The sequence below is a fragment of the Thalassolituus sp. genome, assembly GCF_034111725.1.
Classification (GTDB): domain Bacteria; phylum Pseudomonadota; class Gammaproteobacteria; order Pseudomonadales; family Oceanobacteraceae; genus Thalassolituus.
This window is the reverse complement of sequence record NZ_JAWUWR010000041.1, coordinates 1-21593: the sequence shown is the minus strand read 5'-3', so window position 1 is coordinate 21593 and position 21593 is coordinate 1. Positions and strand designations below refer to the sequence as shown.

The following is a 21593-nucleotide window of genomic DNA, read 5'->3' as shown; positions in this document are numbered from 1 at the left end:
AATTACGACCTTGATTGCTTAACGGAGCTGGAATCAGTATCGATAGCATTTGACGTCATTCGCGGCTTGAAAAAACACCAAGAAAAAATCCCCAGTAAGATCGCCCAGCCAAATGCAATCACTAGATAGCCATTGCCAGTGATGTCGATAGACCCAAGATGATGTCCCATGAAGTAACTCCAAGGCGCTGCGACAAGAGCTAATGGCACGATAACGCGAGGGTAACGCATCAGAGTGGCAAGTGAATGCCGTAAGGTTGTCGCAAAGGCTAACCAAAGCAACATAAGCCATGTTGGAATGAATAAACCGTCATGGTTCGGAAATGAAATAAAGCCTAGTAAATAACTAAGATTATCTAAGCCAATACCAAGCAATGAAAATAGCACTATTAATGGCCATTCGTTTTTACTGGCGATAAACCCGTGCCATATTAACAATCCGGCCACGATGATGGCAGCCCAAGGTTGCCCATAAGCAACACAGGCAACCCAGCAAGCTTGGAAGCCTACTAGGTTGGTAATAACATCGACGCGTTGGCTAACCTTCATTACAAAACCTACTAAAAGCTGCCTAAAATGGGTGTGCGACGGTTCATGGGCTTGGCAAATATCACTTGCACATCACCAATCACTCGCTCGGCAAAACCACCTTCGCAATAGGCAAAGTAAAAATCCCAAAGACGAATGAATGTATCGTCGTATCCTAGTGCTTTAATGGCATCTTGGTTTTTTAGGAAGCGTTCGCGCCATGCCGCTAAGGTACGAGCATAGTGCGGAGTAATATCTTCCATGTGAATCATTTTCATGTCAGAGCTACGGGTAAACGAATTCTGAATGGCAGTAATGCACGGAATAAAACTGCCTGGGAAGATATAACGTTTAATAAAGTCAACGCTATCTTTAGCTTCTTCATAGCGTTGATCGTCAATGGTGATGGCTTGTAGTAAAGCAATACCATCGTCTTTTAATAGACGACTAATAGTGCTGATATAGGTATCTAGATATTGGTGACCAACCGCTTCGATCATTTCAATGGAGACTAATTTATCGAATTTTCCTTCCAAAGCACGGTAATCGCTTTTCAATAAATGAATGCGATCTTGCAAGCCTTCTTCGGCAATCCGCTTTTCTGCTAGTGCATATTGTTCTTCAGATATCGTCGTGGTTGTCACTTCACAGCCGTAATGCTTAGCGGCATGAATAGCCATTGAACCCCATCCAGTACCAATTTCTACTAGATGATCATTTGGCTGTAATTGCAGTTTTTGGCAAATACGATCGAGCTTGTAAATTGAAGCTTCTTCCATTGTGGCGGTATCGCTTGGAAATATACCGCTGGAGTACATCATGGTTGGATCAAGAAATAATTCGAACATATCATTGCCTAAGTCATAATGAGCGGCAATGTTGCGGCGCGAACCCTTCTCGGTGTTTTTGTTGAGAAAATGCAGTGCTTTTAAAGCAATTTTCCCGACGTTGGCTAAGCCACTATCAATGCTATCGACTACATCTTTATTAAGCGACAACACTTGTATGAGCTTGGGTAAATCCGGGCTACTCCAATCGCCAGTCATGTAAGACTCACCCGCACCTACGCTGCCATTTAAGGCAATACTGCGATAGGCTTCGTAGTCATTAATAATTAGTTCGGCCTTGATATCGACTTGGCCGCTATCGCCAAATTCAATGCGATTATTACCTTCGCGCAGCAGTAAGCTACCTGTGTGTAGCCGTGACAATGTCTTTAATAAGGCACCACGACAAATTTTGTCCAACCAGTGCATGCGATCGTGCGAAAGAGTGAGCGTTTTCATCGTGGATACTCCTGTCGTGTATCTAAATTTTGTTTTAAGTCATCTTCAGGTGAGTTTTCAGGGTGCGAATAAAAGGGCGCCTTCTTTAACCAAAGGCGTAAAGCATTGACATATATGCCCCAAACAACTTTTAACGTCATTAGCGGGAACTGTCTTAGTACCTTGCTCATCATTGCTGCGGTCATTGGCTGACGTTGCATCGACATGGTGGCATCGAAATCTTTATTGCCTTCATTGAAGGTATCCATGTGTATTAATAGATTGTCGTTAGGGTTCGGCATAACCCAACGATATTCCATTTTTAATGGATTAAAGGGCGACACATGGAAGACCTTATCAAAGCGGTATTCGAAGCGGGTATTGTCGCCGCTTATATGAGTACGTTGCGGCGCTATGCCGCGTTCGCCGCTGTCAGCGCTACTTGTCAGGGTGTAATGAAAGCGCTCATTCCACGGGGTGTTAGTGATCTCAGACAAAATGCCTAGTAATTTTCCGCTCGCATCGTAACCGTAATAAAAACTAACCGGATTAATGGCATAACCAAAGTAGCGCAAATTGGTCAGTAAACAAACGGTGTCAACGCGGTGCCCAGTTTCTCGCATAAACGCTTGGCGCACACAGCGTTTTAAATCCTCGGCGGTTTGACCGCGCCCATACTCACTGCCACGATAAAAATCTGAGCGCTTAAATTGTGCTAGTGCCCAGCGCTTCGCCGACCAGAAGGGATGGAGTCGCATCACGTCATCAACTTCATCTAAGTTCAACCACACCATAAATGCTTTATAGCGCAATAGGTTCTTGACCGGCGAGAAGCGCCGATGTCGAACCCAACCGGTATAAATAGCACTGCTGAGGTAGCTCATACTAAGTCGACTCCCAATTCGTGAGTTACGCGTAAGGCACTGCGCACGCCGTCTTCATGAAAACCATTGAACCAATAGGCGCCACAATAATGCGTACGATTTTTACCGCTAATATCGCCATGTTGCTCTTGTGCGGCCATTCCTTTCAGGGTAAATACAGGATGTGCGTAGCGGAATTGGCGGATGATTTTGTTTGGATCAATGTCGGCAGTCTTATTTAAGGTAACGCAAAAATGGGTGCCGTCTTCGGGGAAATTTTGCAGACGGTTCATATAGTAAGTCACCGCAACAGTATCTTGATCTTGTTGGCCAATATGATAGTTCCAGGCGGCCCACGCTTTTTGATGAACCGGTAAGATACTATGGTCGGTATGCAGTACAACATCATTCATCTTGTACGGAATAGCACTTAAAATATCTTGCTCTTGCGAGCTTGGATCTTTCAACATGGCTAATGCTTGATCGCTGTGGCAAGCAAGAATAATTTCTTCAAAGCGCTCGTTGCCACGCCTAGAGGTGATGGTTACGCCATCGGCATCGCGAGTAATTCCGAGCACAGGCGTTTTTAAGTAAATTTGAGCGGCTGATAGAGAGGACTGAATTTTTTCAACATAGCTACGTGAACCACGACTAATAACGCGCCATTGCGGGCGATCATCGACACTTAACATACCGTGGTTATTGAAGAAACGCACAAAGAAGTAAAGTGGAAATTCCATCATCATAGCTTCGCTAGAAGACCAAACCGCAGCACCCATTGGAATAATGTAAAAGCGACGAAACCAATCACTATATTTTTTGCGATCTAAATAGCTGCCAAGAGTTTCAGTTTCGCTTAATGTTCCAGCATTTAATTCCGCGCGCGTTTCTTTATTAAAACGTAGAATGTCACGGATCATAAACCAGAAGCGCGGACGTAAAATATTGCTGCGCTGCGCAAAAAGCGAGTCAAAAGAGTGACCATTATACTCAAGCCCACTGCGCTCGCATTTAACACTAAAGCTCATATCCGAATCTTCACTGGCAACGCCAAGTTGATCCATCAATTTGATGAAATTCGGATAGGTCCAATCGTTAAAGACAATAAAGCCAGTATTTACCGGAAAAATTTTACCGTCCATTTCGACATCGGTAGTTTGAGTGTGGCCGCCCAGATAATCATTTGCTTCATACAGATGAACGTCGTAACGCTCGCGCAATAAATATGCACAGGTTAAACCGGCAACACCGGAGCCTATCACGGCGATACGTTTTTTCATGACTGTGAATCCTTGTTATCTGGAGTGCCAGCACGCGACATACTGGCGGTAATACGAAGTCGTAAAAAATCGGGTAAATTTCCGATTAATTTAAGTAAATAGCTAAAACGTTTAGGGAAATGAATTTCGAATTGACGCTTTTTCATGCCTTTCACCATATAGAGAGCAGCATCCTCGGCACTGATACGCATCGGCATAGGAAAGTCGTTCTTATCGGTTAACGGTGTTTTTACGAAACCAGGACACACGATGGATACGTCCATGCCTAAATGCACTAGGTCAGCACGCATGGCTTCTAAAAAATGGCTGACTGCAGCTTTACTACTGCCGTAGGCTTGAGCGCGCGGCATGGGTAGATAAGCAACGCTGCTGCTGACGCCTACGATGTAACCAGATTGACTTTTACGCAGTAATGGCAAGGCTGCTTCAACACAGTTTACCAATCCCATAAAATTAGTTTCATGCACACGACGAATTAAAGCCGCATCGAAATGATTAACATCAACGTATTCCGCGGTGCCTGCATTAGCCACTAACGTATCTATGTGACCAAACCGATCTGTGAGCTGTTGAGCTGCTTGGGCCAACGTACTCGGTTGAGTAATATCAACAGGAATAATGCTGACATTATGAAAACCAGTAGCAACTTCTTGTAGCTTATCTTCGTTACGAGCACTGATGATCAGGGCTTTACAGTTTTTTTGTAATTCACTAACCAGAGCTGCACCAATGCCTGAAGACGCGCCAATAAGCCAAATAACTTGCTCGGCCATCGGCAGAGCTTGATGTTTATGAGTCATAGCATTCTCTCCTTGAGTTTGCGGATGGCCCAGCCAAAGACCGGTAGGTGTTCATACAGCATGTTGCCACCATCGAAAAAATCTCGATGATCAATAATTAAATCGTCGCGCCAAATCAGTTCACTACCACCTTCAACACGAATGACCTGCTTGCCAGCATAAAGTTTTGGGTGGCGGTAACTCATGGTCCAACGAATAAAGCTGGTGTTGTCTTGCTGCCAACTACGATGAAATTCAAAATGGATATAGCTAACATTTTCATACATAGCGGCAAAATACTGAGTAAGTACATCCAAACCACTGACTTGATGAAAGGGGTCTTGGAACTGAATGTCTGGGTGGTAGCATTGTGCCAGCGATTCTTTATTCACTGTGCTCGCTGAAAGATTTCGATACAGTTGCTGAAATCTTTCGTGGCGCGACAAGGCTTCCGTTTCAGGCATCATTACTTTGGATCCTTGCGATTAGTATTAGCGAGACGACCTTCTTCTAATACATGAGCGGGCACTGGGCTTAAATCCCAAACAATACCCATCCAACTCATTACTTTGAGAATGCCGTAAGTAATATCTATTTCGTACCAGTAGAAGCCTTGTCGTGCTGACACGGCCCAGCGGTGATGATTATTGTGCCAGCCCTCTCCCAGCGTGAGTAAAGCCAGTACGGCGTTATTGCGGCTTTCATCTTTGTTGTTAAAACGCTTTTTCCCCCAGATATGACCAAGGGAATTAATAGTCACAGTAGAATGGAATAAGATGACGGTGGATATTACAAATCCCCAGACAATGAGCTGCAGTCCGTTAGTTTCAAGAGCCGGAGCATAGGCCGCCAACAGCTCACCAGCAACGAATAGAAGTGCTAATAACAACATAGGAGCAAAGATATCGTAGCGATCTAACCAACGTAACTCTGGGTATTTAGCGAAATCTTTAATACGGTGCATTTGTGTTTTGAAACTCGCATCACACGTAAACCAGCCAGCATGGCTCCACCAAAAACCGCGTTTTACAGGCGAGTGAAGGTCATCATCAGTATCGGCATGTTGATGATGTGCACGATGGTGTGCGGCCCACCAAAGTGGCCCACGCTGCGCAGACATGTTGCCAAGTAGGGCGAAAATAAACTGTGCAGGGCGGCTAGTTTTATAGGATCTATGAGAGAAGTAGCGGTGATAGAATGCCGTAATAGCAAATAAACGCAGCCAAAATAGTGCTAGGCAGACCACTACTGCAGTGGTGCTAACGCCAGTAACGAGTACGCCGAAGCAAGCCAAGTGCAAAATAATAAATGGCATGGTGCGTACCCAGTTAAACTCAGTGCTTGTCATCGGTTCGTCGTTATCTGTGCTGGAGTCGATCCAGCGCTGTACGTTCTTCCACAGTGATCGTTTCTGTAATTGTTTGTTCATAATCACTTCCCTTATTGCACGTTGCCTTAAGCAACTTCTAATGTATTTTTGAAAGCGTCCAAGGCTCTTTGGCGCGCCATTTTATGATCGACTATCGGCGCTGGATAGCCGCATAGTTTACGTTCTGCCGCACTAGGTGCATGCCGTGATTTACTCGGTAAACGGGTAAGTTCCGGTAAATAACGAACTAAAAAATAGCCGTTCTTATCAAAACGTTCAGACTGCGTAGTTGGATTAAAAATCCTGAAATAAGGTGCGCCATCCGCGCCGGTAGACGCGCTCCATTGCCAACCACCATTGTTTGACGCTAGATCCGCATCCACCAAATATTCATTAAAAAATGCTTCGCCCATACGCCAATCAATTAGTAGGTGCTTGGTTAAAAACATGGCGGTAATCATACGCAGGCGATTATGCATCCAACCTTGATGCCGCAGTTGTTGCATTGCCGCGTCAATAATGGGGTAGCCTGTTTTACCTTCGCACCAAGCGTTGAAGTCTTTTTCGCAGTTGCGCCACGGGACATGCTCTGTATGTGGTTTAAAGGCTTTATTTTTACAAAGGCTAGGATAGGCAACCAGTAAATGACGGTAGAACTCGCGCCAAATAAGTTCATTAATCCAAGTATCAATGCCGTTTTCACCGCCATTTAAAAGGCAGGCGTTTTTTAACCAAGCGCTGTATAAACATTGGCGTGGCGATAACAAACCTGTAGATAAGTAATACGATACTCTACTCGTGGCATCGGCATCGGGTAAATCGCGCTGCTCGTGATAACGCAGGACATCTTCGTCTAAAAACGTATTGAGTTGATTATGCGCACTGTCTTCATTTGTTGGCCAAAGATCATCGACTAGGGTCGCAATGTCAGAGTGATCTTGTAGTAATCCTATAGCTTTACTACTGTTCTGGCGTGCTGTTGGTGCCGATAGTGGAGCAGCAAACTGATTATTTACTATGTTAAGCCAAGCTTTCTTAAAGGGCGTAAATACTCGATAAGGTTCATCTTGTTGCGTCTTTACCGATCCCGGTGGAAGTAAGCACTGATCATGAAATTTATTAACGACGATGCCTTGATCCTGACACCAGCGACCGACGGTGATATCACGTTTGCGTTCGTTTACTTCATATTCCAAGTTAAATGCCAGTTCGCTAATTTGGTGTGAGTCGAGACATTGTTGTAGGTAAGTAACACAATCGTCAAAGCTCGCGACGGTAACAATCGCTAGAGGAATATTAAGATGAACCAGCTGCTGTTTTAGCTCCATCATCGCCGCTTGCATTAAATTGATTTTACGCGGGCCGAGGCCGTGCTGTTGCCATTGCTCAGGAGTGTTAAAGACGATTGCGAAAACGTCGTCATCTTGATCACGACAGGCATGAGTCAGTGCTGGATTATCGTGTATGCGCAAATCCGTGCGAAACCATACAAGCCGAGTCATGCTTGACCTCCAAGAGTTGTAATAAACATTTGTACCTGCTTAGCGGTCTGTTCTGGTAAGCGTATGGTTTGTTCACTGGCTGAAAGCGCTACTGGAACCGCTCCTGAAACAAATACTGTGCGTTCATGTTGTTGGGCAAATTCGATCCAAGGTTGCACCTGATCGTTGTTACCTGGATGGAAGTGAATCCATACCCATGAACTAGATACGATCTGGCTAGCGATTTGGATGTCAGTTGGTGTTAAACAGTGGCCAAAATATTCGACACGAAAGGCTGCAGCGCCCAAAGCATAACTACTGGCGAGCAAATTAAGCTCGGCATCCGCATGGTTTGTGGCCATAAGCAGAGTGGGGCCGTCATTATGGCGATGCTGACTTTGAATCAGTCCCGCGAGTTTGCGTGCGAGCATGTGCTCGAACGCCTGCACAAATAAAGGTTGGCTGTAATCGGCGCGTAAAACTTCCAATACCGGTAACAAACATCGTTCGTAATAAACGGCCATCGGGTAACTGGCTAAGCCACTATTCCACAAATCATCAAGTTTTTGGCTATTTAGGTGTGTAACGGCCATAAGCATGTCATTTTGCTGCTGTTGCCAGTCATCGCTATTAGCCGGAATGGTCGGCACCGAATCACTAAGCAGTAATTTAACTTGGCGAACCGGATAGCCTTTTTCTAGCCAATATAAAATATTATTCACACGTTCTACATGTGTATCGGTATAGAAACGATGCCCTTTTTCTGTACGCATTGGCTGAATAATACCGTAACGCCGTTCCCAAGCGCGCAAGGTCACTGGGTTAACCCCAGTGAGCCGCGCAAACTCACGAATAGGATAGGTCGGTAGGTTTTCTAGGCGGTTCATAGGCTGTTCCGCAAACCTAGCTCATACGGATGTGGATTCAAGTAAACCTGCTGGCGGGCGTAATTATTCGCACCCTCATGGTGTAGCAAATGATGTTTTAACAAGGTCAGAGGAACCACTAAAGGCACGATACCTAGGCGATATTGATGAATCAGTTCTTCTAATTCTTTTTTATCACCCGCTGTTAAAAACATTTTTAAATAACCCTGCAGGTGCATCAGGGTGTTGGTGTGCATCTTACGGCTTGCCGGTTTCGCCAGAGCTGTCATTAGCTGAGTAAAATATTCATCGGCAATTGAGGCGATATCTTGGCTGGCTAAATTCGACAACAAGTGTCCCATTGATTTGTAGTGGACTGAGCTATGCGCCATCACTAAATATTTATAGCGCGAGTGAAAATCGATCAGACGCGCCGCCGTCACAGGCGTGGCCTTGAATAGCTGCCATTCGCGATAAGTAAAAACGCGCACCATAAAATTTTCGCGCAGAGCAGCGTCATTTAGACGTCCAGCTTCCTCAACCGGTAGCAATGGATTTTGCGCTTGGAAATGGCTGGCATAGATACCAGCGGTAGTGCCTTCAGGATGGCCATTGGCTAGGTAACGTTTAACGCCAAATACACCACAGCTTGGGCTTTTTTGCATAAAGATGTAGCCGCAAAGCTGCGTTTGCTGCTGGCCTTGCATCCGGCCATATTCCGCCAATGCATCGGTAACATCTAATTCTGGATTGTCAGTACCTAAGGCGCGGACCGTGTCGTCGTTGGCATCCGCGCTGACTAAGCGAATGGGTTCGCGGGGAGTGCTCATGCCGATAGCAACTTCGGGGCAAATGCTAACGAAACTGAAATATTTGCTCAGCACATCAGTACAAAAACGCGAGCGTTTGTGGCCACCATTAAAGCGGACAGGGTCACCCATCAGGCAAGCACTGATTCCTACGGGGATAAGATCAGAGCCGTTGCTGCTTTTTGCTGAATTGAACTGATTCGCTTGTGTCATTTGTATAACTCCTGCATCGAGTTTTGTATAACTTCATTCTGGCCTTTGAGCCTTCTACAAGTCAAACTATTTTGTACAATTTTTTTCTATTTTGTATAACTTTATTTCAGCCAAGAGTACAACGTTAGGTTTGTTATGTATTAAGGTAGGCATCTTCGGCCTAAGGGTTGCTATTAGGAGAACCTTAATAAGTTTGATTTAGCATAGTTGGTCTTGACCGATAAGTGGCCAAACGGAGTCGTTTTAATAAGAGGAATTGCTCTCGTTAACGATGACTTGGTGTGGAGTAGAATCTGGCGAGGGATGAAAAAAGCCGCTGCTTCGGGGAAGATGACAGCGGCAAAGTACTCATTGTGCTGGTGCACGAGTACGAGTGGAAATTACTGCGTGCTGATGCGGCGAATTACAATGTTGCTGATGGCGTTAGCAACTTCTGGCTCTAGTCCTACAGGGCTGTGAAGTGATATTTCTATGTCGTAGCCTTGTTGTTCAAGTTCGCTTTGTTGTTGCTCTAACATGGCCGGTACGTCTTTACGAAGATGGCGACCGGCTGCAAAAAATAATGGCAATATATCGATGCGGGTGAAACCAGCGGCTGCTAGGCTCGCTACTTGGTGTTGCAGTGATGGCTCTGCTAGCTCCATGTAGGCTAACTCAACACGCTCGCTATCCAAACCACTGCGAATGTGCGCGAGTAGCTGATCGAACGGTGCTAGCCAATTGGCATCACTACTCCCGTGGGCGAGTAAGATGGTGGCAACTGCTTTTGTTGGCGTAGTCATAAAGGCTTTCCGTTGTCGCAATGTCATTGTTTAAAAATAAGAGGCGGCTTGCTGACCGCTCAGCCAAGCGCCTTCGAGTGTACCGTGCTGGCACCAATCACCACAAACCGCCAACTCTCTGTCGGCATCGAATAAGGCGCCGTCGCCCAGTGGATTGGCGGGTACAGCATATAGCCAGCGGTGCAGCCAGTGCTCAACGGCAACATTAGCTTGCACCCCTAACGCGGAGTAAAAGGCTTGTTCTAAGGTCTGTAATACATCTTCTCTTGGCGCGTTCACCTGTTCTTTGCTCCAAGCGTGACTGGCTTGAATAACCCAAGTTTCGCCCGCATCGCGTTGTGGTTTGCTGTTGTTTCTGGCTAGCCAAGCGATAGCGCTATCGTGTACAAAGGCGGCATCAACCGGTGTGTCGATGCGCTCATGAAATGCCAGTAGTAAGGTCCAGCAGGGTAGCATCTCCACATCATTGATCGCTGCGGCGAGATGGCTGTTTTCCAATAATGGTAAGGCCTGCTGCGGTGGTGTATTGATAATCAAGCTATCAAAGGGCCCATAGTGTTGGTCGTTTTCGTCAGTGAGTAACCATTCACTATCGGTACGCTGACAGCTAACAATGCGAGTACTTGGAATAAATTCATTTGCCGGTGCTAGTAGCTGGCGGCTGAGTGCTGTCATACGTGATAGACCAACGTAGCGAGTAATATTGTCGTCGGATAAATGAATGCCGTTGGCGTTGATCACATGCGGGCTGGCTGCCCACTCACCAATCCAGCCTAGCCTTTGCCACTGATGTAAGGTATTCATAAAATCAGCATCGTGAGCGCGAATGAACTGTGCGCCCATATCCCAGGACGCATTGCCCACTTTTTTGCTCGCCATACGTCCGCCAGAACCGCGGCTTTTGTCAAATAGAGTAACGACGTGCCCTTGTTTGGTTAAAGCGCCGAGGGCGCTCAAGCCTGCCATTCCAGCACCAACAATTGCAATACGTTTCATAAACACCTTCTTGTACAAGTTATCAAGGTTTTATCGCGGAATTTATCCGCTGAATGATTGCAAATATTGTATCACTTATTTTATTGTTGTATAACTGTTGTATAGAAAATATGATGCACACCTAACACAGACTGAACCGTTAATGCTGGCGTTCTTTTACAAGAACACAAGCACAATTAGTTAAGAGGAAACGTTATGAGCTATAAAGCCCCACTGCGAGATATGCAATTCGTACTGTACGAAGTTTTAAACGGTGACCAAATTTTGCCTGCGTTACCTGGCTACGAAGACGCAACGCGTGAAATTATGGACGCCATGCTGACTGAAGGGGCAAAGCTGTCAGAAAACGTACTTGCACCATTGAACGCATCTGGCGATCGTGAAGGCTGCCAATACGACCCAGAAACAAAACTGGTGACAGTGCCGAAAGGTTTCAAAGAGGCCTACAAGCAATTTGCTGAAGCAGGCTGGACAGCTTTGGCGTCGCCAGTCGAGTACGGTGGTCAGGGTTTACCGCATACATTGAATACCTTGGCAGAAGAAATGGTGTGTTCTGCTAATTTGTCGCTAGGTATGTACCCAGGCCTAACCCACGGGGCAATTAATGCTCTGACAAGTTATGGTACCGACGAGCTCAAAGAAACCTATTTACCGCGCCTAATCAGTGGCGAGTGGACCGGCACTATGTGCTTGACCGAGCCGCAATGTGGTACCGATTTAGGTTTGATTCGCACCAAAGCCGAGCCGCAAGCAGATGGGTCTTATGCTGTTTCCGGTACTAAAATCTGGATTACTGGTGGCGAACACGACATGGTGGATAACATCATTCATCTAGTATTAGCCAAATTGCCGGATGCGCCTGCCAGCGCTAAGGGTATCTCTTTATTTTTGGTGCCTAAATTTCTTGAAGACGGCAGCCGCAACCCAGCTTTTTGTGGTGGTTTAGAGCACAAAATGGGGATTAAAGGTTCAGCTACCTGCGTAATGAACTTTGAACAAGCCAAAGGTTGGTTAATTGGTGAGCCGAACAAAGGCTTACAGGCTATGTTCGTGATGATGAACAGCGCGCGTTTGATGGTCGGTTTGCAGGGCTTGGGTATTGCTGAAGCGGCTTACCAAACATCGCTTGGATTCGCCAAAGATCGTTTACAGTCGCGTTCTTTAGCGGGCCCGCAAGAGCCAGAAAAAGCAGCTGACAGTATCATTGTGCATCCTGATGTTCGCCGCATGTTGTTGCGTCAAAAGGCGACTATCGAAGGCAGTCGTGCAATGGCGTACTTCACTAACTTGCAGCTGGATATTGCCCACAAAGCTGAAACAGCCGAAGAGCGTGAGCAAGCAGACGACATGGTGCAGCTATTAACGCCAGTGGTGAAAGCTTTCTTAACTGATGAAGGTTTCTTCTGCGCGAACGACGGCTTGCAGTTGATGGGGGGTGCAGGTTTCACACAAGATTGGCCACTAGAGCAGTATGTGCGTGATTCTCGCATCACTCGTATCTACGAAGGTACTAACGGTATTCAGGCACTGGATCTTGTCGGTCGTAAGCTCGGGATTGCGGGTGGTCGTCCGGTGAAACGTTACTTCGCAATGCTGGATCAGTACATGAAAGACCATACTGATGCCCCACACCTGACGGAATTGAAAGAGGCCAAAGATCGCTTGCAGAAGGCTACTATGTGGTTGATGCAAAACGGTATGATGGACCGCGAACAAGCCGGAGCCGCCGCAACGCCGTATCTGCGCTTGTTTGCCCTAACGACCGTTGCGTATTTCTGGAGCCGCATGGCGAAAGTTGCGCACGAGCAACTGGCTGCCGGATCAACGGAAACGCATTTCTATCAGGCCAAAATTAAGACAGCTCAATTCTTTATGTCTAAGCTGTTACCACAAACGGAATCTTTATTGACGGAAATTGAAGCCGGTAAGGAAAGCCTAATGGCACTTGATGTAGCAGAGTTCTAGCGTGAACAAGGGGGCGGTCGTGAAGCAACGGATACTAGTAACCGGAGGCACTGGGTTTATAGGCAGTCGCTTGGTAGAACGTTGGTGGCAACAGGGTCACGATGTTACCGTGCTGACACGCCGTCCTCATTGGGCGCAAGAACGTTGGTCGGGAATGGTGAATACTGCCTCCGACCTAGCACAGCTTGAAGGTCAATATGATCGTCTCGTAAATCTTGCCGGAGAGGGCATCGCTGATGCACGCTGGTCGGATTCTCGCAAGGCGACGTTGCGACGCAGTCGCATTCAGTTGACCGAACAGTTGGTTGACTGGGCGCAGGCGACGGATCAGCATTTCAGTCTTGTGTTAACGGGTTCTGCTGTAGGTTTCTATGGTGGTTTTGCAGGCGGAGACAGCCGTCAGCTGGTGACGGAAGATAGCTTATCCGGTAGCGATTTTTCCGCTACCTTGTGCAGGGATTGGGAGTTGGCGGCAGAACCATTGGCCGACTTGTCAAAACGCAGTGTGATTTTGCGTACCGGTTTAGTTCTCGGCCCTAATGGCGGTATGTTGCAGCGCATGTGGCTGCCCTTCCAATTGGGCTTGGGCGGCGTTATCGGGTCTGGTCAGCAAATGCTGTCTTGGATCCACTTGCGTGATTATTGCCGCGCTATTGATCATATCTGCGACAGCGATCTCCATGGAGCGGTCAATATGACCGCACCGATTCCAGTGACAAATCGTGACTTTACTAAAGTACTTGGCAAAGTACTGCATCGACCCACACTTTTCCCCATGCCCTCGTTTGTTGCCAAGTTAGCGTTTGGTGAAATGAGCGAATTATTACTGCAAGGGCAGCAAGCCCTTCCCGCGCAATTGCAAAAATCCGGTTTTCGTTATGAATACGACGATTTAGGCCGTGCCCTCGAGGACATTGTCAGCGTGTGGTAAGCTTCGGCCCGCTTAGGGTCACTCGGATCGTGACGTCATAGGGGGTTTCCCGCTAAGTATTTCCGTTGCAAATATTACAGAACGTTAACAGTAAATTTCAAACCATTTTATTGACGCCTGACTATCGTTGCATTACTGCATATCAAAGCGTTTTTAACCTACTGATTAATAGCGAAAAAAACGGAAAAATGACGTTTCAAACTTTACTGTAGTTTTCTGTTATCGGCGATTGCGGACTACTGATTCGGCAGCTAAACCTAAAGATATCAAGATAGCATCCGATACAGGTAAATTTAGTCATGAGCATCAGCCGTCAAACACTTGATCAGTATTTATACGAATTCGATCAGAGTTATCGCGTAAGTTACGTGAATTTTTCTCGTGCGACTGAGCTAGCCGATGCGCAACTCATTCTCACCCTTGAACGTGGTTGCGAGCGGAAGACGTTTTCATTTTCCCAGCCGCATTTTTACGATGTCGACAAGAACCTAGTTGCAAGTCACGGCCTCTATATTGCAGCTATCAAGAGTTCGCCACTGTCGCCTAACCGCGTTGAGGTTGGCGATATTGAAGGTGGTTTTGGCTATTTCACTGCAAAAAATGTGAAGAATATTACGCCGACCGCATGATATGAATAATTAGCCTCAATAACGGATGTATTAAAGCTAACGAGTACGCACCCTGATAACAGCACCCCGATGTACTTTTAAAGCAGCTTAGGCTGCTTTTTTTATTTACTCATTTATACGACTTAACTGTCGAAAGAGACTTTCTTCTAAAAACCAACTCATCTAAGCTCGAAGCCTAATTTTCTAGAGGTTTTGTTCCATGACCGATGAAGTCTTCGTCATCGCCGCTTATGGCATGTTGGTTATTCTTTCTATACTGGCTATCGTTACCATCGGCACCATTGGTTGGATAGTGGTTGCCTACATTACCGACCGTCATCAAACACGGCATACGGTACGCCGCAATTTTCCGGTTATTGGGCGCTTTCGTTATCTTTTTGAACATCTTGGTGAATTTTTCCGGCAGTATTTTTTTGGTATGGATCGTGAAGAAATGCCATTCAACCGCGCTGAGCGCGGCTGGGTTTATCGGGCTGCTAAAAATGAAAGCACCACGGTCGCCTTCGGCTCTACTCGGCGCTTAGATATTCCCGGCACTATCATGTTTGTGAATAGCCCATTTCCGTCGTTGAAACACGACGGCTGCCTCTCCCGAGCGGTGACGATTGGCGAGCTATGCCGTACACCGTTTACCACCAGTGCGTTAGTCAATATTTCTGGCATGAGTTACGGAGCGCTATCTAAGCCCGCTATTTTGGCGCTATCAAAAGGCGCTAAAAAAGCCGGTTGTTGGATGAATACCGGCGAAGGTGGTTTGTCTTCTTTTCACTTGGAAGGCGGTTGCGACATCGTTTTTCAAATTGGTACCGCTAAGTATGGCGTACGCGATGAGATGGGCGAGTTAGATGAAAAAAAGCTGGCAGACCTCGCTCATATTGAGCGTGTGCGCATGTTCGAAATTAAGCTGAGCCAAGGGGCAAAACCGGGTAAAGGCGGCATCTTGCCTGGTGCTAAAGTGAGTGCAGAAATTGCGGCCATTCGCGGCATTCCCGAGGGGCAAGATTCTATTAGCCCGAACGGTCACCCAGAAATTCGTTCTGTCGACGATATCCTCGACATGGTGGCGCGAGTGCGCGCTATTACTGGTAAACCGACGGGTTTTAAAACGGTGCTGGGTGATGTCGATTGGATTCGCGATTTATGCCGTGAAATAGAGCGACGTGGGGCAGAAAGTGCGCCCGATTTTATTACCCTTGATGGTGCTGAAGGTGGCACAGGTGCTGCGCCGCAATCGTTAATTGATTACATGGGCTTACCCATAGGCCAAGCCTTACCCATGCTGGTGGATGTGCTCGACGAGTTTGGTTTGCGTCCGCGTATTCGTGTGATTGCATCGGGCAAATTGTTAACTCCCGATAAAGTCGCCTGGGCGATTTGTGTAGGAGCTGATTTTGCCGTTACTGCGCGTGGTTTTATGTTTGCGTTGGGTTGCATTCAGGCCTTGCAGTGTAACAAAAATACCTGCCCAACGGGGATAACGACCCATGATCTACAGTTACAGCGCGGTTTGGTTCCAGCAAATAAAGCCGAGCGTGTAGCACACTTTGCCAAGACCTTAGAGCAAGAAATCGGCATTATTGCCCATTCTTGTGGTGTGGATGAACCGCGCGAATTGCAACGTCGCCATGCGCGCATGGTGCAACCGAATGGCGAAGCCCGTTTGCTATCTGAATTGTACGGGACGGATCGTTTTCATCCGTCTACCGAAGGCAGCTAAGTGCTGCCTAACGGCAGTTTTTTTGATTTAAGTTAGCAACTCACCGGATTTAAGTTCCGCAGAAAGTGCGCAGCACTTTTTCATCCGGTTGGGGCGGTAACTGATAGCTCAAATATTCTGGTTGCTCGGCGTATGGGTGAGCTAGAATCCGCAGTAAGCGCTTAAACGGTTCGAAGTCGTTATTGTCTTCTGCCGCTTTAATCACCTCAGCCACGCGATGATTGCGGGGAATATAGGCTGGGTTGACCGCACGCATGGCAATAGCTTGTTCTTTAGGTGAGCTTGTTTCGTGCTGACAGCGAGCTTGCCATTCGTCTAACCAGTGTTCGATCGCCGTATCGTTACTGCCGCTGCATGCTGGTGCGTGGATTAAGGTTAATACTCCTAACTTAGTGTCTGCGGCTTCAGGGTTTTCCGCAAAATCACATAAGCGGCGGAAGAATAGGGTGTAATCCATTTCCGCAGTCGTCAGAGCGGATAATAGCGACTCAATTAAAACCTGATCCGATTCTTGCTCTGTCGCTAATCCCAGTTTCTTACGCATCGCCTTTAGCCAAGCTTGTTGCTGCCAAAGGGCGAAGTCTTGCAATACTGCCGTTACCTGAGCAATGGCCGTTTTTTCGTCGTCATCGATCAAGCTAAGTAAGGTTTCCGCTAAGCGAGCTAGGTTCCACTGACCGATGGCTGGCTGGTTTTGATAGGCATAGCGGCCATTGCGATCAATATAGCTATAAACGGTGCTGGCTTTGTACGTATCCATAAAAGCACACGGGCCGTAATCAATGGTTTCACCGCTCACGGTCATGTTGTCGGTATTCATCACGCCATGAATAAAGCCTAACTGCATCCAGTTGGCGATAAGCTCAGCCTGTTTATGGCAAATTGCGGTCAAAAGCTGCAAGTAGCGGTCGTCGGCTTGATTGTCAATCTCTGGATAATGACGCGCTAATACGTGATCAGCCAAGGTACGAAGGCCGTCGATATCGCGGCGTACGGCAAAATATTGAAAGGTGCCGACGCGGATATGGCTAGCGGCTACGCGAGTGAATACGCCCCCTGGCTCGCGCTGTTCGCGTATTACGTACTCGCCACTGCTAATAGCCGCCAAAGCACGGGTAGTCGGTACGCCTAGCGCATGCATGGCTTCGCACATGACGTATTCACGCAGTACAGGGCCAATCGGCGAGCGACCATCACCACCACGAGAGTAGGGAGTACGCCCAGCGCCTTTCAGCTGAATATCACGGCGTTGCCCGTCGCTGTTGATAACATCACCGAGTAACAAGGCGCGTCCATCGCCTAGCTGCGGATTTAACTGACCAAACTGATGGCCACTGTAGGCCATTGCTAATGGGTCGGCTCCCTCAGGTAGCTGATTGCCACTGAACAGTTGTGCTAATTCATCATTAGTCGTGTCGTTAAGTTCTATGCCAAGCTCAGTCGCTAAGTCGTGGTTGAACTGAATCAGCGCAGGGTTGGTTACCGGCGTAGGCATTGCCCTACCGTAAAATTGGCTGGGCAATGTGGCGTAGATGTTAACAAATGGAATGTTCAAAGAAGCTGACACAGGCAAGTCCCGAAAAAGGGTGTAGCGACGAGAATAGAGACGAACACCGGCAGCGTCCAGTCTTCATCTAGTCTGGGGGCGGTGAGGTCTGGGCTTTACAGCTAAACCGAAACTTGCCAATGTGAATAAGCATTCGTGGCGGATCGTGGGTATGACGCAGCAGCAAAATAGTGAAGCAGAAAAAATTGAACTCGAACATCAAGCCGCCAAGCTATTTATGCGCTGGTATGAGCATGATACGGGCAAGCAAATTCGTCATTTGTGGCATAACAAACCAATTAAACCCGATGTTTCTTGCCGGTTTGAAGGAGCACGTCTAGATATCGAAGTTGCGCATTTATATGGCAGCGAACAAGAAGCGATGCAGATATTAGGACGAGAACTGAGTGAGCAAACCCGTTACGAATTGCATCAACTACAGGCGGTCAGCGATCCACATTCTCGTTTATTGAGCGCGCTGAATCGAATATTGGCGAGTAAGGCGAGTAAACATTACAAAACCAAGCGCTTATGGCTTTTGATTCGCAATGCACATCCGGCATGGAGTACCGATGAGATTCGCGCTCTTCAGCATAATATTGAAGTACCGGTTGATCATCCATTCGAACAAATTTGGATACTCGGAGATTTCCAAGGTCATACCGGCATTGTCCAATTATATCCTTAGTCTTTTATTCGCGCCTACATCTCGGACGCACAAGTGTGTATAGTTATTTCATCCCTTTTTTTGCGACCAATATATTTGATGTTAAAGATATTTTCTTCTTTATGTTTGCGCGCTGCGAGCGGTTTGTTACTGGTGGTAGGTTTAACCTTAAGTGCTGCTGCCTTAGCCGAATCTCAGGTCGATAATTCTGCTCCTCTTACCATTGCAGTTGCGACAAATTTTTCCGCCCCGATCAAGCTCTTAGCCTCAGAATTTGAACAGCAAACAGGGCGTCCTGTGCGTTTAAGTATTGCGTCTTCCGGGAAGTTATTCGCTCAAATTCAGCATGGCGCTCCATTCGATGTCTTTCTTTCTGCGGATCAAGATAAGCCGCAACGCTTAGTCGAACTAGAATTGGCTGTCAGCGGCAGCCAATTTACTTATGCGGTAGGTGAGTTGGCGTTATGGAGTTCGCAACAGCACATAGATGCAGAACAAACGCTACGCCAAGGCAATTTTCGTAAGTTAGCGATAGCTAACCCTAAGCTCGCGCCCTATGGCCTAGCGGCTGAACAAGCATTGGTTTCGCTGGACTTAACAGAGGCGACCAAAAGTAAAATCATTTTCGGCGAAAGTATTGGTCAGGTATTTCAGTTCGTTGCCTCAGGTAGTGCTGAATTAGGTTTTGTAGCGCGTGCTCAAGTGATTGCTGCGGGTGCGAGTGATTCACTTTCTACGGGCAGTGTGTGGTTTTTGCCCAATAACCTTTATGCTCCAATTCGACAAGATGCCGTAGTCTTGGTTAGAGCAAAGAAAGACAGCGGAGCAGGGCAGTTTTTAGAATTTCTGCAGTCAGAATATGCAAAAAATACGATTCAGAATTTTGGTTATGGAAGTGTTAGTGTCGATGCAAAAGGTAGTCAATAATCTATGTTGTTAGCGCCCAATGACGTAGATGCGATTGTGTTAACGGCGAAATTAGCCAGCGTTGTCACGTTTCTGCTATTGCTGATCGGTACGCCATTGGCATGGTGGCTGGCACGGACGTCGTCGATATTCAAAACGCCAGTGTCGGCCTTAGTGACCTTGCCACTGATTTTACCGCCCACGGTATTAGGGTTTTATTTATTAATTGCTATGGGGCCAGAAGGTCCTCTAGGCCAATTAACCACGGCACTTGGTATTGGCTTATTGCCTTTTACTTTTTCTGGTTTAGTCATTGCCTCTGTATTGTATTCGCTCCCTTTCGTTGTGCAGCCCATTCAAAATGCAATGGAGGCGATTGGAGAACGCCCTTTAGAAGTTGCTAAAACATTGGGGGCGGGAGCGTGGGATAGATTTTTCACCATCGTATTACCTTTGTCGCGGCGCGGTATCATCACAGCCACGGTTTTAGGTTTTGCGCATACAGTTGGGGAGTTTGGCGTTGTGCTTATGATCGGCGGTAATATTCCCGCCGAGACTCAAGTGCTATCTGTGCAGATTTATGATCACGTAGAGTCTCTACAATATGGGCAAGCGCATTGGTTATCGGCATTAATGTTGGCTTTCTCGTTCATCGTATTAATGATCATGATGTTATTTAATCGCAAGGGGTTAGCACTTGGACGCTAATATTCGTGTGCGCATAAAACATACCTTAGGTCGTTTTACATTGGATGTAGATCTGAGCTTACCGGCCTCGGGCATTATTGCGATTACTGGGTCATCTGGTTCCGGTAAAACAACCTTATTACGCTGCATTGCCGGTTTAGAGCAGGCCCAAGGTGAAGATAATTGCATCTCCTTCGCCGATCAAACATGGCTGCAAGGCTCTAAACTGAGTATCAAAACCGAACAGCGACCGTTGGCTTATGTTTTTCAAGAGTCGAGCTTACTGCCGCATTTAACCGTTGCTGAAAACATAGATTACGCCGCTAAACGCAGTCGTCGTCGCAACTGCGAACCGTTGGGCGCACAGGCGCGAGCCCATATTATTAAGTTGCTGGATATAACCGCATTATTAGCGCAATCTCCTGAGCAATTATCGGGCGGTGAACGTCAGCGTGTAGCCTTAGCTCGAGCATTAATTGCCAATCCGCAGGTGCTATTACTCGACGAGCCTTTATCAGCACTTGATATGGAACGTAAGCAAGAAATTCTGCCGTATTTAGAGGAAGTCGGTAAGGTATTTTCAGGACCTATTTTATATGTCAGTCATGCCATGGATGAAATTGCGCGGCTGGCTGATCATCTTGTGATTTTACAAGCAGGTCGGGTTTTAGATGACGGCCCATTAGCATCAACCCTAATGCGAGTTCATAAGCCTATTATTTTGGGCGATGATGTTATGAGCGTATTGCAAGGGCAAGTTGCAGTGCGCGACGAAGATTTTTATCTAACCCGTATTGATGTTGATGGCTCTCCATTTTGGTTACGTGGTTTAGATAGCCGTCTAGCAACAGCACAGCGCATACAAGTTTTAGCGCGAGACATTAGCGTTGCGGTTGCAGAGCCGGGGCCGAGTAGTATCGTTAATTGCATTGTTTGCGAGCTAGAAAGTATTTTCCCACCTGAGCGCGGTGAAGTGCTTTTGCGTTTGCGTTTACCGCGCAGCGAGCAGCGCCTAATGGCGAGCATTACGGCTAAATCCTTGCAGCAACTTGCACTTGTTGAAGGCCAAACGCTATGGACACAGATTAAGTCTGTGGCGTTATTAAAATAGCGATAACTGTGTTTTATCGACTTTCACTCTCGATTTTTTCGAAGCGGTTTGTCGCTTCGATGTTGCTTTTGACGATGGTTTTCGCGATCCGTGTTTTATTGCAATAGATTGAGATTGATTTCGGTAGCTTGAATTGCTCATGCCACCTTCCTGTTTCGCTTCCGTTATTTTGCTCTTTGCTAGACGTATTGCAGCGTTAAATTC

The 21593-nt window shown here is 46.9% G+C and carries 22 protein-coding genes; 8 read left to right on the top strand and 14 right to left on the bottom strand.

The window, feature by feature from the left end; all coding sequences use genetic code 11:
* Window positions 1-2: 2 nt before the first annotated feature.
* The 12 genes from UXZ23_RS06060 to UXZ23_RS06005 all read right to left on the bottom strand — a co-directional run bounded on the left by UXZ23_RS06060 (window position 3) and on the right by UXZ23_RS06005 (window position 11230).
* Window positions 3-548 carry a DUF2878 domain-containing protein gene (locus UXZ23_RS06060; RefSeq protein ID WP_320819730.1) on the bottom strand — a complete coding sequence of 182 codons (546 nt, stop codon included), beginning with the start codon at window positions 546-548 and terminating at the stop codon, window positions 3-5.
* A gap of 11 nt (window positions 549-559) precedes the next feature.
* Window positions 560-1813 (bottom strand): cyclopropane-fatty-acyl-phospholipid synthase family protein, encoded by a 1254-nt coding sequence (locus UXZ23_RS06055; protein WP_320819729.1) that lies wholly within the window; start codon window positions 1811-1813, stop codon window positions 560-562.
* The gene (locus UXZ23_RS06050; protein ID WP_320819728.1) at window positions 1810-2676 is read right to left on the bottom strand and encodes a DUF1365 domain-containing protein; all 867 of its coding nucleotides are present in this window, start codon (window positions 2674-2676) and stop codon (window positions 1810-1812) included. Before UXZ23_RS06050 ends, UXZ23_RS06055 begins: the two co-directional genes overlap by 4 nt.
* Window positions 2673-3935 carry an NAD(P)/FAD-dependent oxidoreductase gene (locus UXZ23_RS06045; RefSeq protein WP_320819727.1) on the bottom strand — a complete coding sequence of 421 codons (1263 nt, stop codon included), beginning with the start codon at window positions 3933-3935 and terminating at the stop codon, window positions 2673-2675. Before UXZ23_RS06045 ends, UXZ23_RS06050 begins: the two co-directional genes overlap by 4 nt.
* Complete coding sequence (locus UXZ23_RS06040; protein ID WP_320819726.1) at window positions 3932-4735, bottom strand: SDR family NAD(P)-dependent oxidoreductase; 804 nt, start codon at window positions 4733-4735, stop codon at window positions 3932-3934. The genes UXZ23_RS06045 and UXZ23_RS06040 overlap by 4 nt, the downstream gene beginning before the upstream one ends.
* A complete protein-coding gene (locus UXZ23_RS06035) occupies window positions 4732-5181 on the bottom strand; it encodes a nuclear transport factor 2 family protein (RefSeq protein WP_320819725.1) in 450 nt (149 codons plus the stop codon). Before UXZ23_RS06035 ends, UXZ23_RS06040 begins: the two co-directional genes overlap by 4 nt.
* On the bottom strand, window positions 5181-6143 hold the full coding sequence (locus tag UXZ23_RS06030) for an acyl-CoA desaturase (protein ID WP_320819724.1): 963 nt from the start codon (window positions 6141-6143) through the stop codon (window positions 5181-5183). Before UXZ23_RS06030 ends, UXZ23_RS06035 begins: the two co-directional genes overlap by 1 nt.
* A 26-nt stretch (window positions 6144-6169) precedes the next feature.
* Window positions 6170-7585: a deoxyribodipyrimidine photo-lyase gene (gene phrB, locus UXZ23_RS06025; protein WP_320819723.1), complete on the bottom strand. Its 1416-nt coding sequence runs from the start codon at window positions 7583-7585 to the stop codon at window positions 6170-6172.
* Window positions 7582-8451 carry a MerR family transcriptional regulator gene (locus UXZ23_RS06020; RefSeq protein WP_320819722.1) on the bottom strand — a complete coding sequence of 290 codons (870 nt, stop codon included), beginning with the start codon at window positions 8449-8451 and terminating at the stop codon, window positions 7582-7584. The genes phrB and UXZ23_RS06020 overlap by 4 nt, the downstream gene beginning before the upstream one ends.
* Entirely contained in the window at window positions 8448-9452 is a 1005-nt protein-coding gene (locus tag UXZ23_RS06015) for a DUF523 and DUF1722 domain-containing protein (RefSeq protein ID WP_320819721.1), read from the bottom strand. Before UXZ23_RS06015 ends, UXZ23_RS06020 begins: the two co-directional genes overlap by 4 nt.
* Before the next feature lie 380 nt (window positions 9453-9832).
* On the bottom strand, window positions 9833-10234 hold the full coding sequence (locus UXZ23_RS06010; protein ID WP_320819720.1) for a CbiX/SirB N-terminal domain-containing protein: 402 nt from the start codon (window positions 10232-10234) through the stop codon (window positions 9833-9835).
* Window positions 10235-10264: 30 nt separating this feature from the next.
* Entirely contained in the window at window positions 10265-11230 is a 966-nt protein-coding gene (locus UXZ23_RS06005) for an NAD(P)/FAD-dependent oxidoreductase (protein WP_320819719.1), read from the bottom strand.
* Between the two features lie 195 nt (window positions 11231-11425).
* On the opposite strand from UXZ23_RS06005, the gene UXZ23_RS06000 reads away from it, so the two are divergent.
* The 4 genes from UXZ23_RS06000 to UXZ23_RS05985 all read left to right on the top strand — a co-directional run bounded on the left by UXZ23_RS06000 (window position 11426) and on the right by UXZ23_RS05985 (window position 16472).
* Window positions 11426-13195 carry an acyl-CoA dehydrogenase C-terminal domain-containing protein gene (locus tag UXZ23_RS06000; protein ID WP_320819718.1) on the top strand — a complete coding sequence of 590 codons (1770 nt, stop codon included), beginning with the start codon at window positions 11426-11428 and terminating at the stop codon, window positions 13193-13195.
* A 19-nt stretch (window positions 13196-13214) separates the two neighbouring features.
* A complete protein-coding gene (locus UXZ23_RS05995) occupies window positions 13215-14126 on the top strand; it encodes a TIGR01777 family oxidoreductase (RefSeq protein ID WP_320819717.1) in 912 nt (303 codons plus the stop codon).
* A 299-nt stretch (window positions 14127-14425) separates the two neighbouring features.
* Window positions 14426-14755, top strand: a complete 330-nt coding sequence (locus UXZ23_RS05990; RefSeq protein ID WP_320819716.1) for a hypothetical protein — start codon at window positions 14426-14428, stop codon at window positions 14753-14755.
* A 199-nt stretch (window positions 14756-14954) separates the two neighbouring features.
* Window positions 14955-16472 carry an FMN-binding glutamate synthase family protein gene (locus UXZ23_RS05985; RefSeq protein ID WP_320819715.1) on the top strand — a complete coding sequence of 506 codons (1518 nt, stop codon included), beginning with the start codon at window positions 14955-14957 and terminating at the stop codon, window positions 16470-16472.
* 49 nt (window positions 16473-16521) lie between these two features.
* Here the strand turns inward: UXZ23_RS05985 and UXZ23_RS05980 are convergent, their stop codons facing one another.
* Window positions 16522-18039 (bottom strand): protein adenylyltransferase SelO, encoded by a 1518-nt coding sequence (locus UXZ23_RS05980; RefSeq protein WP_320819714.1) that lies wholly within the window; start codon window positions 18037-18039, stop codon window positions 16522-16524.
* A 151-nt stretch (window positions 18040-18190) separates the two neighbouring features.
* Between UXZ23_RS05980 and UXZ23_RS05975 the strand changes: the two genes are divergently transcribed.
* From UXZ23_RS05975 to modC, 4 genes are all read left to right on the top strand, one after another.
* Window positions 18191-18706, top strand: coding sequence for a hypothetical protein (locus UXZ23_RS05975; RefSeq protein ID WP_320819713.1), 516 nt, complete (start codon window positions 18191-18193; stop codon window positions 18704-18706).
* A 78-nt stretch (window positions 18707-18784) separates the two neighbouring features.
* The gene (gene modA / locus UXZ23_RS05970; RefSeq protein ID WP_320819712.1) at window positions 18785-19612 is read left to right on the top strand and encodes a molybdate ABC transporter substrate-binding protein; all 828 of its coding nucleotides are present in this window, start codon (window positions 18785-18787) and stop codon (window positions 19610-19612) included.
* 3 nt (window positions 19613-19615) lie between these two features.
* Complete coding sequence (gene modB / locus UXZ23_RS05965) at window positions 19616-20299, top strand: molybdate ABC transporter permease subunit (protein WP_320819711.1); 684 nt, start codon at window positions 19616-19618, stop codon at window positions 20297-20299.
* A complete protein-coding gene (gene modC, locus UXZ23_RS05960; protein ID WP_320819710.1) occupies window positions 20289-21389 on the top strand; it encodes a molybdenum ABC transporter ATP-binding protein in 1101 nt (366 codons plus the stop codon). The genes modB and modC overlap by 11 nt, the downstream gene beginning before the upstream one ends.
* On the opposite strand, the gene UXZ23_RS05955 is transcribed toward modC, so the two are convergent.
* On the bottom strand, window positions 21381-21593 hold a 213-nt coding region (locus UXZ23_RS05955), incomplete at its 5' end, for a hypothetical protein (protein ID WP_320819709.1). The two genes, modC and UXZ23_RS05955, sit on opposite strands and share 9 nt — an antisense overlap.